13 protein-coding genes are annotated in these 14,914 nt (G+C 68.6%); all 13 read right to left on the reverse strand.

Features of this window, described 5'->3' with window-relative positions; genetic code table 11:
* Window positions 1–137: 137 nt before the first annotated feature.
* Complete coding sequence (locus tag AB0B61_RS38480) at window positions 138–806, reverse strand: response regulator (protein WP_358442951.1); 669 nt, start codon at window positions 804–806, stop codon at window positions 138–140.
* Window positions 803–3,343: a sensor histidine kinase KdpD gene (locus AB0B61_RS38485; protein ID WP_358442954.1), complete on the reverse strand. Its 2,541-nt coding sequence runs from the start codon at window positions 3,341–3,343 to the stop codon at window positions 803–805. The genes AB0B61_RS38480 and AB0B61_RS38485 overlap by 4 nt, the downstream gene beginning before the upstream one ends.
* Before the next feature lies 1 nt (window position 3,344).
* On the reverse strand, window positions 3,345–4,205 hold the full coding sequence (locus tag AB0B61_RS38490) for a potassium-transporting ATPase subunit C (protein ID WP_358442957.1): 861 nt from the start codon (window positions 4,203–4,205) through the stop codon (window positions 3,345–3,347).
* Window positions 4,205–6,319: a potassium-transporting ATPase subunit KdpB gene (gene kdpB, locus AB0B61_RS38495; RefSeq protein ID WP_358442959.1), complete on the reverse strand. Its 2,115-nt coding sequence runs from the start codon at window positions 6,317–6,319 to the stop codon at window positions 4,205–4,207. The genes AB0B61_RS38490 and kdpB overlap by 1 nt, the downstream gene beginning before the upstream one ends.
* A 1-nt stretch (window position 6,320) precedes the next feature.
* Window positions 6,321–7,982 (reverse strand): potassium-transporting ATPase subunit KdpA, encoded by a 1,662-nt coding sequence (kdpA, locus tag AB0B61_RS38500; RefSeq protein WP_358442962.1) that lies wholly within the window; start codon window positions 7,980–7,982, stop codon window positions 6,321–6,323.
* A complete protein-coding gene (gene kdpF / locus AB0B61_RS38505; protein WP_358016915.1) occupies window positions 7,982–8,071 on the reverse strand; it encodes a K(+)-transporting ATPase subunit F in 90 nt (29 codons plus the stop codon). The genes kdpA and kdpF overlap by 1 nt, the downstream gene beginning before the upstream one ends.
* 341 nt (window positions 8,072–8,412) lie before the next feature.
* Window positions 8,413–8,667: a hypothetical protein gene (locus AB0B61_RS38510; RefSeq protein ID WP_358442964.1), complete on the reverse strand. Its 255-nt coding sequence runs from the start codon at window positions 8,665–8,667 to the stop codon at window positions 8,413–8,415.
* Between the two features lie 9 nt (window positions 8,668–8,676).
* Window positions 8,677–9,468, reverse strand: a complete 792-nt coding sequence (locus AB0B61_RS38515) for a FadR/GntR family transcriptional regulator (protein ID WP_358442966.1) — start codon at window positions 9,466–9,468, stop codon at window positions 8,677–8,679.
* Window positions 9,465–10,601, reverse strand: coding sequence for an ABC transporter ATP-binding protein (locus AB0B61_RS38520; RefSeq protein WP_358442969.1), 1,137 nt, complete (start codon window positions 10,599–10,601; stop codon window positions 9,465–9,467). Before AB0B61_RS38520 ends, AB0B61_RS38515 begins: the two co-directional genes overlap by 4 nt.
* On the reverse strand, window positions 10,598–11,407 hold the full coding sequence (locus AB0B61_RS38525; RefSeq protein ID WP_358442972.1) for a carbohydrate ABC transporter permease: 810 nt from the start codon (window positions 11,405–11,407) through the stop codon (window positions 10,598–10,600). The genes AB0B61_RS38520 and AB0B61_RS38525 overlap by 4 nt, the downstream gene beginning before the upstream one ends.
* Window positions 11,404–12,288, reverse strand: coding sequence for a sugar ABC transporter permease (locus AB0B61_RS38530; RefSeq protein ID WP_358442975.1), 885 nt, complete (start codon window positions 12,286–12,288; stop codon window positions 11,404–11,406). Before AB0B61_RS38530 ends, AB0B61_RS38525 begins: the two co-directional genes overlap by 4 nt.
* Window positions 12,285–13,589, reverse strand: coding sequence for an extracellular solute-binding protein (locus tag AB0B61_RS38535; protein ID WP_358442977.1), 1,305 nt, complete (start codon window positions 13,587–13,589; stop codon window positions 12,285–12,287). Before AB0B61_RS38535 ends, AB0B61_RS38530 begins: the two co-directional genes overlap by 4 nt.
* Window positions 13,590–13,682: 93 nt before the next feature.
* A complete protein-coding gene (locus AB0B61_RS38540; protein ID WP_358442979.1) occupies window positions 13,683–14,795 on the reverse strand; it encodes a cellulase-like family protein in 1,113 nt (370 codons plus the stop codon).
* Window positions 14,796–14,914 lie beyond the last annotated feature (119 nt).

A 14,914-nucleotide genomic window follows, 5' to 3' on the forward strand; every position in this document is an offset into this window, starting at 1 on the left:
CGAGCGACCGCGCAGGCCTGTCTATATGCATCCCTGACGCCGAGAGAACAACTAACTACGCGAAAAGTACGGCAGCCAATTCCGTGGTGTCCCGGCAGCACATTCGCGTCAGTTTTCCGGGTGAGCCAGCCAGGCGGTCATGGTTTGAAGCGGTAGCCCATGCCGGGTTCGGTGATCAGGTGGGCGGGGTGGGCCGGGTCGCGTTCGAGTTTGCGGCGGATCTGGGCCATGTACTGGCGCAGGTAATGCGTTTCCTTGACGAAACGGGCGCCCCACACCTCGGTGAGAATGTGACGCTGGCTGATCAGCTTGCCCGGGTGGCGGAGCAGCATCTCCAGGATGTGCCACTCGGTCGGGGTGAGGCGCACATTACTGGAGATCGTCTTGTTGGTCAGGTCGATCACGTGGTCGCCGAGCTGGATGTGGGCCAGCTCGGCTTCCTGGGTGGCGGTGCGGCGGGTGACGGCGCGCACTCTGGCCAGCAGTTCGTCAATGCCGAACGGTTTGGTCACGTAGTCGTCGGCGCCGGCGTCCAGGGCCTCGATCTTGTCCTGGTTGCCGGCTCTGCCGGACAGGACGATGATCGGAATGGTGGTCCAGCCGCGCAGGCCGTGGATGACGTCCAGCCCGTCCAGGTCGGGCAGCCCCAAGTCGAGGATGACCAGGTCCGGTGAGCTGTCGACGGCCGCGCGCAGAGCCGATGCGCCGTCGTCGGCGACGTCCACCTCGTAGTGGCGGGCGGCCAGGTTGATGCGCAGCGCGCGCAGGATCTGCGGTTCGTCATCGACGACGAGGATGCGGGTCATGCCGTCGCCCTGCTGGAAATGGGCAGTGTGAGGGTCATGGTGAGACCTCCCCCTGGTGTCTCCTCGGGTACGAGGGTGCCGCCCATCGCCTCGGTCAGGCCCCGCGAGAGGGCCAGGCCGAGGCCGACGCCGGAGTGGTTGTCGCGGTCGCCGAGCCGCTGGAACGGCTGGAAGACACGGTCGTGCGCCTCGGGCGGGATGCCCGGGCCGCGGTCCATCACGCGGATCTCCACGTGCTCGCCATACCGGCTGGCGGTGATCAGTACCGTCTTGTCCAGCGGGCTGTAGCGGACCGCGTTGGACATGAGGTTGACCAGGACGCGCTCCAGCAGGGCCGGGTCGGCAAGGATCTCGGGCAGCTCGATGGAGATGTCCCCCTCGATCCGGTCGCGCAACGGGCCGAGATCGTCGATGGCGCGTGGGACGATCTCCTCCAGGCCCACCGGTTGCGGGGTAACACCGAGCACCCCGGCCTGCAGACGGCTCATGTCGAGCAGGTTCGTCACCAGACGGTCAAGCTTGTCCAGCGACTCCTCGGCGGTGGCGAACAGCTCGGCGCGGTCCTGTTCTGACCAGGCGACGTCCGTGGTGTGCAGGCTCTCCACTGCGGCCTTGGCCGAAGCCAGCGGCGTGCGCAGGTCGTGGCTGACGGCGGCGAGCAGGGCGGTGCGCATCTTGTCGGCCTCGGCCAGCGGGCGGGCCTGCTCGGCCTCCTGCTGGAGGCGTTCCTGGCGGAGCGCGACGGCGACCTCGGCGGCGAACGCCTCCAGCACGGCGCGGTCAGCGGCGTCCATCGGCCCGCCCTGGGCGGCCAGGATCATGTCGTCGTCGATGACCACGTCGGTGTCGGATTGGCCGGGGCAGGTGGACGGGGCGCCGCCGAAGGTGGCCGCGATCCGCCACGCGTCCGGATCCGACTGATTGTCGAGGGTGCGAGCGAACTCGGGCCGTCGTTCGAGCAGGGTCACCGAGGTCAGGCCGAACGTCTCACGCATCCGCTCCAGCAGGGACGACACGGCGGCCTGACCGCGCAGCACGTGCCCGGCCAGCGTGGACAGCAACTCGGCGTCCGCGCTCGCGCGGGCGGCTTCGCGGGTACGGCGGGCGGCGATATCCACGATCGTGCTGACCGCGGCCGCGACCAGGACGAACACGACCAGGGCGAAGAGATTCTCCGGGTCGCTGATGGTGAACTCGCCGACCGGCGGCGTGAAGAACCAGTTGAGCAGCAGAGATCCGCCGACGGCGGCGGTGATGGCCGGCCACATGCCGCCGGCCAGCGCCACGCCGACGGTCAGGCAGAGGAAGAACAGGATTTCGCTGGGCAGCGACAGCACGTCCCTGAACGGCGACAGCGCGGCCGTCAGCGCGGGCATCCCGGCCACCGCCATCACCCAGCCGGTCAACCGGCGCGTGCGGGTGAGCGCGGCGCGTGAGCCGACCGGTCGCCGTCGGCCTTTCTTGGCCTCATCGTGGGTGATCATGTGGACGTCGATCGAGCCGGACAGCGCCGTGGTCTCCACCCCCACACCACGCGAGAAGATCTGCGCGAACCGCCCCCTTCTGGAGGCGCCGAGGACGAGTTGGGTGGCGTTGACACCGCGGGCGAAGTCCAGCAGGGCGCGTGGGATGTCGTCGCCGACGACCTGGTGGTAGGTGCCGCCCATGTCCTCGACCAGCGATCTTTGGCGGGCCAGGCTGGCCGGATCGGCTCCGGCCAGGCCGTCGGCGCTGGTCACGTGCACGGCCAGCAGGTCGGCGCCCTTGGTGCGGGCGGCGATGCGGGCAGCACGCCGTACCAGCGTGTCACCTTCCGGGCCGCCGGTCAGGGCGACCACGACGCGCTCGCGCGCCTCCCAGGTGCTGGCGATGCCATGCTCGGCGCGGTAGCGGTCGAGCTGGTCATCGACTTTTCCCGCGACCCACAGCAGGGCCAGCTCGCGTAGGGCGGTGAGGTTGCCGACGCGGAAGTAGTTCGACAGTGCCGCGTCGACCTTCTCCGGGGCGTAGACGTTGCCGTGTGCCATCCGGCGGCGCAGCGCCTCGGGCGACATGTCGACGAGTTCGATCTGGTCGGCGCGGCGTACGACCTCGTCGGGTACGGTCTCACGCTGCGGAACGCCGGTGATCTCCTGGACCACGTCGTTGACCGACTCCAGGTGCTGGATGTTCACCGTGGAGATCACATCGATCCCGGCGTTCAGGATGTCGTCGATGTCCTGCCAGCGCTTGACGTTGCGGGAGCCGGGCACGTTGGTGTGCGCCAGCTCGTCGATCAACGCCACCGTGGGCGCGCGGGCGATCACTGCCTCGGTGTCCAGCTCGGTGAACGTCGCGCCCCGGTGCGTCATGGTCTTGCGCGGGATCACCTCCATGCCTTCCAGCAGGGCGGCGGTGCGGGCGCGGTCGTGGGTCTCGACGAAACCCACGACCACGTCCCGGCCGCGCTCCAGCGCTCTGCGGCCCTCGCAGAGCATCGCGTACGTCTTGCCCACCCCGGGGGCCGCCCCGAGGTAGACCCGCAGCCGCCCCCTCATGTCACGCCTTGTCCAGAGCCAGGTTGAGTTCGAGCACGTTCACCGCGGGTTCGCCCATGAAGCCGATCGTCCGGCCGGTGGTGTTCGCTTCGATGAGCTGCTTGACCTTGTCGAGCGTGATCCCACGCTCCTTGGCCACGCGTGGCGCCTGGAGCTCGGCGTAGGCAGGCGAGATGTGCGGGTCGAGCCCGGAGCCGCTGGCTGTCACGGCGTCCGCCGGTACGGCAGGGGTTCCCGCGCCTCCCCTGACCGGGACGGTTCGGCCTGCGGCGTAGTCCTCGCCGGGCTTGCCGCATTCCACCTTCAGCCCCTGGTAGGTGGCCACGAACGGTACTGCCGGGCACGCCTGATTCACGCTGACGGCATGGTCGGGGAAGACCTTCAGCACCGCGCCCACGCCGTCCGGTGTGCAGTACGGGCGAGCGCCGCTGACGCCCTCCAGCTCGCCGATCGCCTTCGAGCGGGCGCAGACCTGGGTGAGCAGTGACTGCTTGCCCTCGTCCGGGTTGCCTTCCTCGTCCTTGGCGCCGGGCACCGCCAGCGTGTCCACGATGTCCTCAGGGCCCAGGTTGCTGGCGCTGGTCGAGGTCGGGTCGTAGCCGTCCCCGGCGGCGGACGGGCGGGACTGGAAGTACTTCCTGACCGGGTTGCCGTCCTTGTCGGTGAACTTCTGGCCGATGATCGCGCTGCCGATGTCCTTGCCGCCGGCCTGGACGATCGAGCCGTTGGCCTTGCCGTTGAACAAGGCCTGGGCGACGCCGGTGGTGATCAGTGGATAGATCACACCGAGCAGCACGGTCAGCACGACGACTGCCCTGATCGCGGCAAGATGCTGGCGCAGCCAGCTAGGTAGACGTTCCATTACGACATCCCCGGAAGGAACTGGATGAACAGGTCGATGATCTTGATGCCGATGAACGGCGCGATGATGCCACCCAGGCCGTAGATGTACAGGTTGCGGGACAGCAGCTTGGAGGCGCTGGAGGGCTTGTACCGCACGCCGCGCAGCGACAGCGGGATCAGCGCGATGATCACCAGGGCGTTGAAGACGACCGCCGACAGGATGGCCGACTGCGGGCTGGCCAGGCGCATGATGTTGAGCGCGTCCAGTCCCGGGTAGACGGCCGCGAACATCGCGGGGATGATCGCGAAGTACTTGGCGATGTCGTTGGCGATGGAGAACGTGCTCAGCGCGCCGCGCGTGATGAGCAGTTGCTTGCCGATCTCCACGATCTCGATGAGTTTGGTGGGGTTGGAGTCGAGGTCGACCATGTTGCCGGCCTCTTTGGCGGCGGACGTGCCGGTGTTCATGGCCACGCCGACGTCGGCCTGGGCGAGCGCGGGGGCGTCGTTGGTGCCGTCCCCGGTCATCGCGACCAGGCGGCCGCCCTCCTGCTCCTTCCTGATCAGCGCCAGCTTGTCCTCGGGGGTGGCCTCGGCCAGGAAGTCGTCCACCCCGGCCTCGTCGGCGATGGCCTTGGCGGTCAGCGGGTTGTCACCGGTGATCATCACCGTCCGGATGCCCATCAGCCGCATCTCGTCGAACCGCTCCCGCATGCCCTGCTTGACCACGTCCTTGAGCCGGATCACGCCGAGCACCCGGCCCTTCTCGGCGACGACCAGCGGGGTGCCGCCGGAGCCGGAGATGCCGTCCACGATGTGGCCGATCCCCTCGGTGGGGTGGCCGCCGTGGTCGCGTACCCATTTCATCACCGCGGTCGCGGCGCCCTTGCGGACCTCACGCCCGCCCATGTTCACCCCGGACATGCGGGTCTGGGCGGTGAAATGAACCCATTCGGCGCCGTGGATCTCCCGCTCGCGCAGGCCGTAGCGCTGCTTGGCGAACACCACGATCGAGCGGCCCTCGGGCGTCTCGTCGGCCAGGCTGGACAGCTGCGCCGCCTCGGCCAGCTCCTGTTCGGTGACGCCCTCGACCGGGACGAACTCCGACGCCTGCCGGTTGCCCAGCGTGATCGTGCCGGTCTTGTCCAGCAGCAGCGTGGAGACGTCACCGGCGGCCTCGACCGCGCGCCCGCTCATGGCCAGGACGTTGCGCTGGACGAGGCGGTCCATCCCGGCGATGCCGATCGCCGACAGCAGCGCGCCGATCGTGGTGGGGATCAGGCACACCAGCAGGGACACCAGCACCACGCCGGTGACGCCGTTCGCGTTCAGCGCGAGCGAGTCGGGCACGCCCGGGTTGATCGACTTGGAGTAGATCGCCAGCGGCTGCATGGTGGCGGTGGCGACCAGGAAGATGATCGTCAGGGCGGCCAGCAGGATGTTGAGCGCGATCTCGTTCGGCGTCTTCTGCCGGCTCGCGCCCTCGACCAGGGCGATCATGCGGTCGATGAAGCTCTCGCCGGGCTTCTGGGTGATCTGGACGACGATCCGATCCGACAGCACCTTCGTGCCGCCGGTCACCGCCGACCGGTCGCCGCCCGACTCGCGGATGACCGGCGCGGACTCGCCGGTGATGGCCGACTCGTCCACTGACGCGATGCCCTCGACCGCATCGCCGTCGCCCGGGATGATCTCCCCGGCCTCGACGACCACGAAGTCGCCCTGCTTGAGCTCAGAGGCGCCGACGACGTCCCATTCCGCGGAGGTGCGGCTCTTCAGACGCCGGGCCGTGGTGTCCCGCTTGGCCGCGCGCAAGGTGGCGGCCTGCGCCTTGCCCCGGCCTTCGGCCACGGCTTCGGCCAAGTTCGCGAAAACCACGGTCAGCCAGAGCCACACCACGATGGCCCAGGCGAAGAACGACGGGTCGAGCACCGCCAGGAGGGTGGTGAACACCGCGCCGATCTCGACGATGAACATGACAGGGTTGCGCCACAGCGTGACCGGGTTGAGCTTCTTCACCGCGTCCGGCAGCGAGGTCAGGAGCTGCTTGGGGTCGAGCAGGCCGCCGCCCACGCGGCCGTTCCGCTTGGGTGCGGGAGCCTTGCCCGGCGCTTCGAGCACTGGGGTTGACATATCAGGACAGTCCTTCTGCGATGGGGCCGAGTGCGAGGGCCGGGAGGAAGGTGAGGGCGACGAGGATGATCGTCACGCCGACGACCATGCCGACGAACTGCGGCCGGTGGGTCGGCAGCGTGCCGGCGCCCGCGGGTACGGGTGCCTGCTGGGCCAGCGAACCGGCCAGCGCCAGCGCCAGCACGATCGGCAGGAACCGGCCGAACACCATGCACAGGCCGAGTGCCACGTCATACCACGGCGTGTTGACCGTGATGCCGGCGAACGCCGAGCCGTTGTTGTTGGAGGCGCTGGTGAAGGCGTAGAGGACCTCGGACAAGCCGTGCGGCCCCGAGTTGAGCATGCTCGCGCGCTGCTCCGCCGAGCCCATTGCGAACGCCGTGCCGATCAGCACGAGGACCGGGGTGACCAGGAAGTACAGCGAGGCGAGTTTGATCTCACGGGCGCCGATCTTCTTGCCCAGGTACTCCGGGGTCCGGCCGACCATCAGCCCGGCCACGAACACGGTGATGACGGCCAGGATCAGCATGCCGTACAAGCCGGAGCCGACGCCGCCGGGCGCGACCTCGCCGAGCATCATGTTGAACATCGTCATCATGCCGCCGAACGGCGTGAACGAGTCGTGGAAGGAGTTCACAGCACCGGTGCTCGTGAGCGTGGTGGAGGCGGCGAAGGTGGCCGAGTTGGAGATGCCGAAGCGGATCTCCTTGCCCTCCATCGCCGCGCCGACGGCCTGCGGCACGGTGGCGTTGCCACCCAGCTCGAACACGTTGGTGAGCAGAACGCTGGTCAGCGCGATGATGCCCATCACGGCGAGAATGGCGTAGCCCTGCTTGACCTGGCCGACGAGCTTGCCGAAGGTACGCGGCAGCGCGAACGGGATCAGCAGGATCAGGAAGATCTCCAGCCAGTTGGTCCAGTTGGTGGTGTTCTCGAACGGGTGGGCGGAGTTGGCGTTGTAAAAGCCACCGCCGTTGGTGCCCAGCTCCTTGATGGCCTCCTGCGAGGCGACCGGACCGCCGGTGATCCCTTGGGTGCCGCCGGTCAGCGTGGTCACCTCGTGCACGCCGGAGAAGTTCTGGATCAGCCCGCCGGCCACCAGCACCAGCGCGCCGACGAAGGCGATCGGCAGCAGGATGCGGAGTGAGCCGCGCACCAGGTCCACCCAGAAGTTGCCGATCGTGTCGGCCTTGCGGCGGGCGAAGCCGCGCACCAGCGCGACCGCCACCGCCATGCCCACGGCCGCGGACACGAAGTTCTGCACGGCCAAGGCCGACATCTGCACCAGGTGGCCCATCGTGGACTCACCCGAGTACGCCTGCCAGTTGGTGTTGGTGACGAAGCTGATGGCCGTGTTCCAGGCGATGTGGTCGGTGACCGGCTTCATGCCCAGGCTCAGCGGGAGCTTGTCCTGCAGGCGCTGCATGCCGTACACGACCAGGATCGAGACCACCGAGAACGCCAGCAGGCTGCGCGCGTACACGCCCCAGCTCTGCTCGGCATCGGCACGCACGCCGAGCAGCCGGTAGATCCCCCGCTCGACGACGTTGTGCTTGGTGACCGTGTAGACCCGGTACATGTAGTCGCCCAATGGCTTGTGCACCAAGGCCAGCGCGACGATCAGGGAGACGATGAAGATCATCCCTGCGGTGGTCGTGCTCATCAGAAACGCTCCGGGAACAGCAGGGCGGCGACCATGAAGATCACCAGAGCGGCGACCACGATCAGACCGGCGGCGTTGATCGCGCTCACAGGCGCTCCACCGCCTTAACGACGAGCCCGATGACCACGAAGATCGCGATCGTCAGGGCGACGAAGATGACGTCTGCCATCCCCAACTCCTCAACTCCGGAACACCATGCCTACCGCCCGGGATGAGCGGTTCGTGACCAAGCAAAACCCGGAAATAGGCCCGTTTCGCCGTTCTTGACGGCTTCCATACGGTTGTGGAGCGATCCTTGACGACATTCGTACGCGGCACGCCGCCAGGACAGCGCGGCAGGTCGCGCGGATGCCGCGCTCAACGCGTGCGCCATTCCCTGCAACGTCACCTGGACCGCGAGGACCCGCGCTTCACCGACGGCTGACGTCCGTCAGCCGACGTGGACGTGCGGCCTGAGTTCCGGGTCCGGCTCGGCCTTGCGGAGCACCTCGCGGGTCAGCGGCGGAACGTCGCCGCCACCGAAGACGAGATAGCGCGGCATCGCCACGACCGGGTTGCCCTCCGCCCAGTGAAAGTAGATGTGCGGGGCCCTACCGGTGCGATCGCGCAGGTGGAGCAGGAACGCGGCCAGCGAGTTGGGCACGGCCTCCCGTACGGCGTTCCGTCTTGGCTCGTGAGGTGCCACGGTGACGTGTCAGGCGGAGGTGGAATCCGCCGGCACGTTGTCGTCGGCCAAAAGATCGGCCGAGGGTGTCGCGAGTTGGTGTTCGATGACCTCGGCCAGGCTCGTGTCCATGTCCGGCCCGTAAAGGTCCCCGGCGATGTCGAGGTGCCGGCGCATCGCCTCGCGGGCCCCGTCGGGATCGCGGTCCAGGATGTGCTCCAGGATCACGGTGTGCAGGGGCTCGCCGGCCGCGCGTACCTCGCGGTCGCTGAGGCTGCGCAGCATCAGGCCGTAGGTGAGGTCCTGGATCGCGGTGAACATCATGTGGATCACCGGGTTGCCGGAGGCCCGCGCGATGGTCTCGTGGAAGGTGAGGTCGACGCGCGCCCTGGCGTGCACGTTGCCCGGCTGGGCGAACAGCTGGTGGATCCGCAGCAGGTCGGTCCGGTCCTGCTTGGTGGCGTTGACCGCGGCCAGGCCGGCGGCCTCGGTCTCCAGCATGACGCGGGCCCGCATGAGCTGCCGGGCCGTGACGCCCGCCGCGCGGGCCGCGAGGTTCATCGGCCGCATCAGGTTCTCGGCCGTGTACTGGCGGACGAAGCTGCCGCGTTGCGGCGAGACCTCGACCAGCCCGCGCTCCTGCAGGGCTTTGAGCGTCTCCCGGATGACGGGACGGCTGACGGTGAACTCGGCCGCCAGGTCGCGTTCGGACGGCAGGCGGACACCGGGTGCCCACTGTCCGGTCAGGATCCGGTTCTCGAGTACGGCGATGAGTGTGCCGAGGTTCGTCGTCGACGGTTTCTTCCCCCGCCCAGCGGTCATGCCGACCACGGTAGCGGCTGGCCGTCGTCGGCGAGTTCGGTGCCGTGCCAGCGGGCCCGCCCATCAGGGCCGAAGAGATGAAGATCGGTGAGCGGCACCTGGAATGTCGCGTTTTCGCCGTCGCGCGGGCCGCTGCGCGGCGGGAGCCGGGCGATGATGGTCCGTCCGGCGCCGTCGCGGAGGTGGAGGATGCTCTCGTTGCCGAGGTTCTCCCGGTACGACACGGTCGCCGCGAGCTCGTAGGCGGGAGTCCCGGTGTCGACGGGCAACCGTACCGACTCCGGCCGGAAGCCGATCCGCACCGACTCGGGCAGGTCCGCCGGCAACGCCTCGCGCGGCAGCCGCCAGCTCAGCTCGCCGCTGGTCAGCTCCACGTGCGTGTCGGCCGGGCGTACGGTGGCGTCGAGCAGGTTCATCCGGGGACTGCCGAGGAACGTGGCGACGAACACGCTGGCCGGCTTCTCGTAGATCTCGGTCGGGGTGCCGATCTGCGCGAACTCGCCCTCGTTGAGCACCGCGACCCGGTCTCCCATGGTCATGGCCTCGACCTGGTCGTGTGTCACGTACAGGACGGTGCCCTGGGTGCGGCGGTGGAACTCGATGAGCTCGGCCCGCATCTGCACCCGCAACGCGGCGTCCAGGTTCGACAGCGGCTCGTCCATCAGGTACGCGGCCGGCTCCCTGATCATGGCGCGGCCGAGCGCGACCCGCTGCCGCTGACCGCCGGAGAGCTGTCCGGGCTTCTTCTTGAGCTGGTCGGTGAGGCCGAGGGCCTGGCCGGTGTCGGCCACCCGCTGGCGGATGACCTCTTTCGGCACGTGGTGGGCGCGCAGCCCGAACGCCAGGTTGCCCTCGACGCTCAGATGCGGGTAGAGGGCGTAGTCCTGGAAGACCATGCCGATCCCGCGGTCGCCGGGGTGGGCGTGGGTGACGTCCCGCCCGCCCACCGTCACCCGGCCGGCGCTGACCGGCTCGATGCCGGCCACGATGCGCATGAGCGTGGACTTCCCGCAGCCGGACGGGCCGACGATCACCAGGAACTCCCCGTCCCGTACGTGCAGGTCGATGTCGGCGAACAGCACCTGGTTGCCGTAGCGCTTGGTGACCCGCTCGACGCGGATGCCGTCGGTCATCTCTTGACCCCTCCGAGGGTGAGACCTGAGACGTAGTAACGCTGCAGGAAGGAGAACAGGACGAGCGGGGGCAGGATCGAGATGAGCGCCGCCGCGGTCTGCAGGTGGTAGACGATCCCGTGTTCCCCCTCGAAGGACGACAGCGCCAGCGGCAACGTCCACAGGTCCTGCTCGCTGGCCGCGATCAAGGGCCAGATCAGGTTGTCCCACTGGGCGAGGAACTGCAGCAGCAGCACGGTGAGCAGCGCCGGCCGCAGCAGCGGTACGGCGATGCGGAGGAAGATGCGCAGCTCACTGGCGCCGTCCACCCGCGCGGCGTGCAGCATCTGCACGGGGATGCCCAGCGCGAACTGCCGGACCAGGAAGACGCCCAGCGCGCTGGCGGCGAACGGCGCGATCAGCCCTTGGTAGCTGTTGAGCCAGCCGATCTCGCTGAGCATGACGAACACCGGGATCATGACGACCGCGGGGGTCAGGGACAGCGCGACGACCACCAGGTTCAGCAGGGCGGCCCGGCCGGGGAAGCGCAGCCGGGCCAGCGCGTACCCGGCGGCGGCCGAGATCGCCACGTCGAGCACGGAGACCGCCGACGCGATCAGGACGCTGTTCATCAGGTAGCGCGGGAACCGGCCGTCGGTCATGATCTCGCCGATGTTGTCGAACAGCGCGAAACCGGTGAACCGCAGCCCGGACAGGTCGCTGTCGTCCGGCGCCGACGCCAGCACGATCATGGAGTAGAGCGGGAGCAGCATCAGCGCCACGAACCCGATGAGGGCCACCACGGTGAGCGACCGGCCGATTCTCATTCGTCGTCACTCCTGACCAACGTGAACTGGGTGAACGCGAACACCAGCAGCACCACCAGCAGGACGATCGCGATCGCGGAGGCGTAGCCGAAGCGGGAGAAGGAGAACGCGTTGTTGTAGAGGTACAGGGGCAGCACCTGGGTGGCGTTGACCGGGCCGCCCTTGGTGAGCAGGTAGGCGGGCACGAACGACTGCATGGCCCCGGTGACCGCCACGACGATGACGAAGGTGAAGGTACGGCGCAGCAGCGGCACGGTGACCAGGAAGAAGGTACGCAGCGTGCGGGCGCCGTCGATGGCCGCGGCTTCGAAGACGTTGGCCGGCAGGGCCTGCAGCCCGGCGACGAAGATGATCACGTACAGGCCGACGTACTTCCAGATGACCATCACGAGCAACGCCCAGATGGCGTAGTCGGAGTCGGTGAGCCAGGGACGCGGGCCGACCCCGGCCGCGCCGGCGAGCGCGTCGGCCAGGCCGCCGGTCGAGTAGATCACCTGCCACAGTACGGTGGCGCCGACCAGCGGCATCACCGCGGGGATGAAGACCAGCCCGCGCAGCCAGGCCCGGAACCTGCCGGGTTTGGCCAGCGGCACGGCCACGACCAGCGCGATCACGATCGTCGGGCCCACCGCGAAGATCGTGTACAGCAGGGTCACCCACACGCTGCTCCAGAACTCGTCGCTCGTCACCATCTCGCGGTAGTTGTCGAGCCCGACCCACTGCGGGGTGCCGGAGAGGTCGTACGAGGTGAAGCTCAGGTACAGCGCGGCGAGCGCGGGCAACGCCCAGAAGAGCACGAAGTACACGATCGCCGGGGCGGCGAGGCCCGCGCCGGCGCGGGCCTCGACCGCGCTCATGGTGCGGGCCTTGCTGCCGATCACTTGAGAATCCGTCCCACCGCGGCGTCGAAGGCGGTCGCCGCCTGCTGGGCGGGCGCCTGCTTGTGGATCACCGATTCGAGCGCGTCGAGCAGCGCCTTGATCGTCTCGGTCCATTGCGGGAGCACCGGGCCGAAGTCGGTGTACGGGATCTGCTGCTCCAGCTGCTGGCTGGCCTTGTCGTTCGCGCTGGGCAGCTTCTGCCAGCCGGCCGTCGGCGTGACCAGGCCGGTGGCGGCCAGCTGCTGATTGACGTTGTCCCCGTTGAGCAGCCAGTTAATGAAATGCCACGCCGTGTACGGATTTTTCGCCTTTTTGGCGACAAACCATCCCCAGGAGTAGCCGGCGGCCACCTTCTCCTTGCCCTCCCAGCTGGGCACGAGGGCACTGTCGAAGGTCTGGCCGATCTTGGCGTTCGGGTTGATGGCCGGGATGAGGCTCGAGGTGAACCGGCCGGACATCAGCATGGCCGAGGTGCCCTTGGCGAACAGGCCGAACGCGCCGACCGGGTCGCTCAGCTTGGGATTGCCGAGGCTGCCGTAGTATTCGAGCGCCTTGATGCCCTCCGGCGTGTTCAGCATGCCGCGCCGGGAGCTCTCGTCGATGATCTGCCCGCCCAGGCCGCGGATCAGCGGGATGAAGTTCAGCATCGCCCAGATGTTGTCGGCGAGCTGCCACTGGAGCCCGACCTGGGAGGCGTCGGCGTTGGTGAGCTTCTTACTGAACTCGGCGACCTCCTCCCACGTGGTGGGGGGCTTGTCGGGGTCGAGCCCGGCCTTCTCGAAGCGGTCGCGGCGATACCACAGGTGGACCGAGTTGAAGTCGATCGGCGTGCCGTAGACCTGCTGCTCGTAGGTCAGCGCGGCGAACGCGTTGGTCTCGAACCTGCCCTTGAGCGCGTCGATGGACGCGGCGCCGAACTCCGCCGGCGGCAACGGCGCGAGCTGCTGCTTCGAGGCCCGCTCGGCGAGGGTCCAGGCGCCGACCTTGATCAGGTCGGGCGGCGCGCCCGTGGTGAACGCCGTGGAGAGCTTGGTGTCGAGGTTGGCGATCGGGACGTACAGCGGCTTGATCGACACCTTCGGGAACTGCTTCTGGTACTCGGCGATCTTGGCATTGAAGTACTTGGTGTTGGCGGGCTCCTCGTGCATCCAGACGACGACCTGGCCCTGTGGCCCGGTCTTGCTGGAGCCGGCCTGCGGCGCGGACGACCCGCACCCGGTCAGGGTGAGCTGGCTCGCCGCGCCACCGAGCGTGAGCAGGGCGGCGCCGCGCAGGAGGTCTCGACGGGGGATGGCACTCATGTGTTCGTTCCTCTCAGGACACGAGCCGTTGTGGGGTGAGACCGCTCAGGGAAAGGGCCGCTCAGGGAGAAGGCCGCTCAGAGAGAAGGCCGCTCACGGAACGGCGGTGAATTCGGTTGCCCCCGCGTGTATGGCGTCGGTCATGCTGCGGTGCCAGGCCACGTCACGCCACATGCCGGCGAACTGCGGCCCGCAGAAGTTGCTGGTCGACAGCGCCTCCCAGCGGCCGGTGGCCAGCGCGGCGCGTACCCCGACCTCGCACAGCTCCTTGATCCAGCCCCAGTCCCTGCCCGGCCCGTCCTTGTAGTTGACGATGGCCCAGCACTCGGTCGTCACCAGCGGCTTGCCGGTCGACCGCGACCACTCGGCGACGCGCTGGATGTGGTCGGTCAGGCCACCGGCCCACCGCTGCGGGTCGGCCCGGTACAGGCGTTCGGCCGGGCCGGACAGCGGCTCGTAGGCGCGCGGGTCGAACTGGGAGTGCTCCAGGTCGTAGCCGATCTCGTCGTAGAAGCCGGTGGCCTGCGGCGTCATCCACACGTGTGGTTCGAGCAGGTCCAGCTCGGTGAGGTCCTCACCGTCGGCGCCGGTGGTCTCGGTGGCGATGGACAGCGTGTAGCGGTGGCGCGGATGCTTGGCGCGCAGGGCGCCGATCGCCTCGCGCGTCCAGCTACGTACCCGCTCGTCCGCTCGGGACAGCGCGGCGGCGTCCGCGTCGTTCCCGTACAGGAAGGGCGCCCACATCGCCAGCGGCCACTCGTTGACCAGGTCGACGAAGTAGATCGCGTCGGCCAGACCGGCCTCCTCGACGGCCGTCAGCGTGACGTCCCAGACGGCGGCCAGGTCGGCGGCGGTCCGGATCCGGGACCGGGTGTCGAGCTCGTCCCGGCGGAACCAGGAGGACAGCGCCACCCGCAGGCCCCTGGCCGCGCACGCCTGGATGAACTCCAGCAGCTCGGGCAGCACCCGCACCGACACCGGCTCGGTCGCGCCCCACTGCTCGAAGTGCCAGACGGGCAGCAGGCGCCAGGTCCGCCGCGGATCGGCCGCCACCAGGTGGGGGAAGGCGTCGATGCGTACCGCGTCGTAGCCGCGCTCGACGAGCTCGTCCAGCGCGCGGTCCCAGTCCTCGTACCCGGCGCCGTCCCAGCGCCGTTCGAGCCAGGAGAAGTCCCACATGGTGATCGCCAGAGGTCTGCCGGTCAACGTCATAGTTCTCAACATCCGTCCGGACCGTGGTCTTACCAGATTGCTAGAGCTTTGCTGGCAGAGGCGCCACTGTCAAGGGTGATTCGTTCCTTGCGATTTACTGGTCTTACCAGATA

This window comes from Nonomuraea sp. NPDC049158, assembly GCF_040648335.1.
Lineage (GTDB): Bacteria > Actinomycetota > Actinomycetes > Streptosporangiales > Streptosporangiaceae > Nonomuraea.

Coding starts and splice junctions, on each gene's coding strand:
- AB0B61_RS38480 (WP_358442951.1), bottom strand. CDS start 806: ATGACCCGCATCCTCGTCGTCGATGACGAACCGCAGATCCTGCGCGCG.
- AB0B61_RS38485 (WP_358442954.1), bottom strand. CDS start 3,343: ATGAGGGGGCGGCTGCGGGTCTACCTCGGGGCGGCCCCCGGGGTGGGC.
- AB0B61_RS38490 (WP_358442957.1), bottom strand. CDS start 4,205: ATGGAACGTCTACCTAGCTGGCTGCGCCAGCATCTTGCCGCGATCAGG.
- kdpB (WP_358442959.1), bottom strand. CDS start 6,319: ATGTCAACCCCAGTGCTCGAAGCGCCGGGCAAGGCTCCCGCACCCAAG.
- kdpA (WP_358442962.1), bottom strand. CDS start 7,982: ATGAGCACGACCACCGCAGGGATGATCTTCATCGTCTCCCTGATCGTC.
- AB0B61_RS38515 (WP_358442966.1), bottom strand. CDS start 9,468: ATGACCGCTGGGCGGGGGAAGAAACCGTCGACGACGAACCTCGGCACA.
- AB0B61_RS38520 (WP_358442969.1), bottom strand. CDS start 10,601: ATGACCGACGGCATCCGCGTCGAGCGGGTCACCAAGCGCTACGGCAAC.
- AB0B61_RS38525 (WP_358442972.1), bottom strand. CDS start 11,407: ATGAGAATCGGCCGGTCGCTCACCGTGGTGGCCCTCATCGGGTTCGTG.
- AB0B61_RS38535 (WP_358442977.1), bottom strand. CDS start 13,589: ATGAGTGCCATCCCCCGTCGAGACCTCCTGCGCGGCGCCGCCCTGCTC.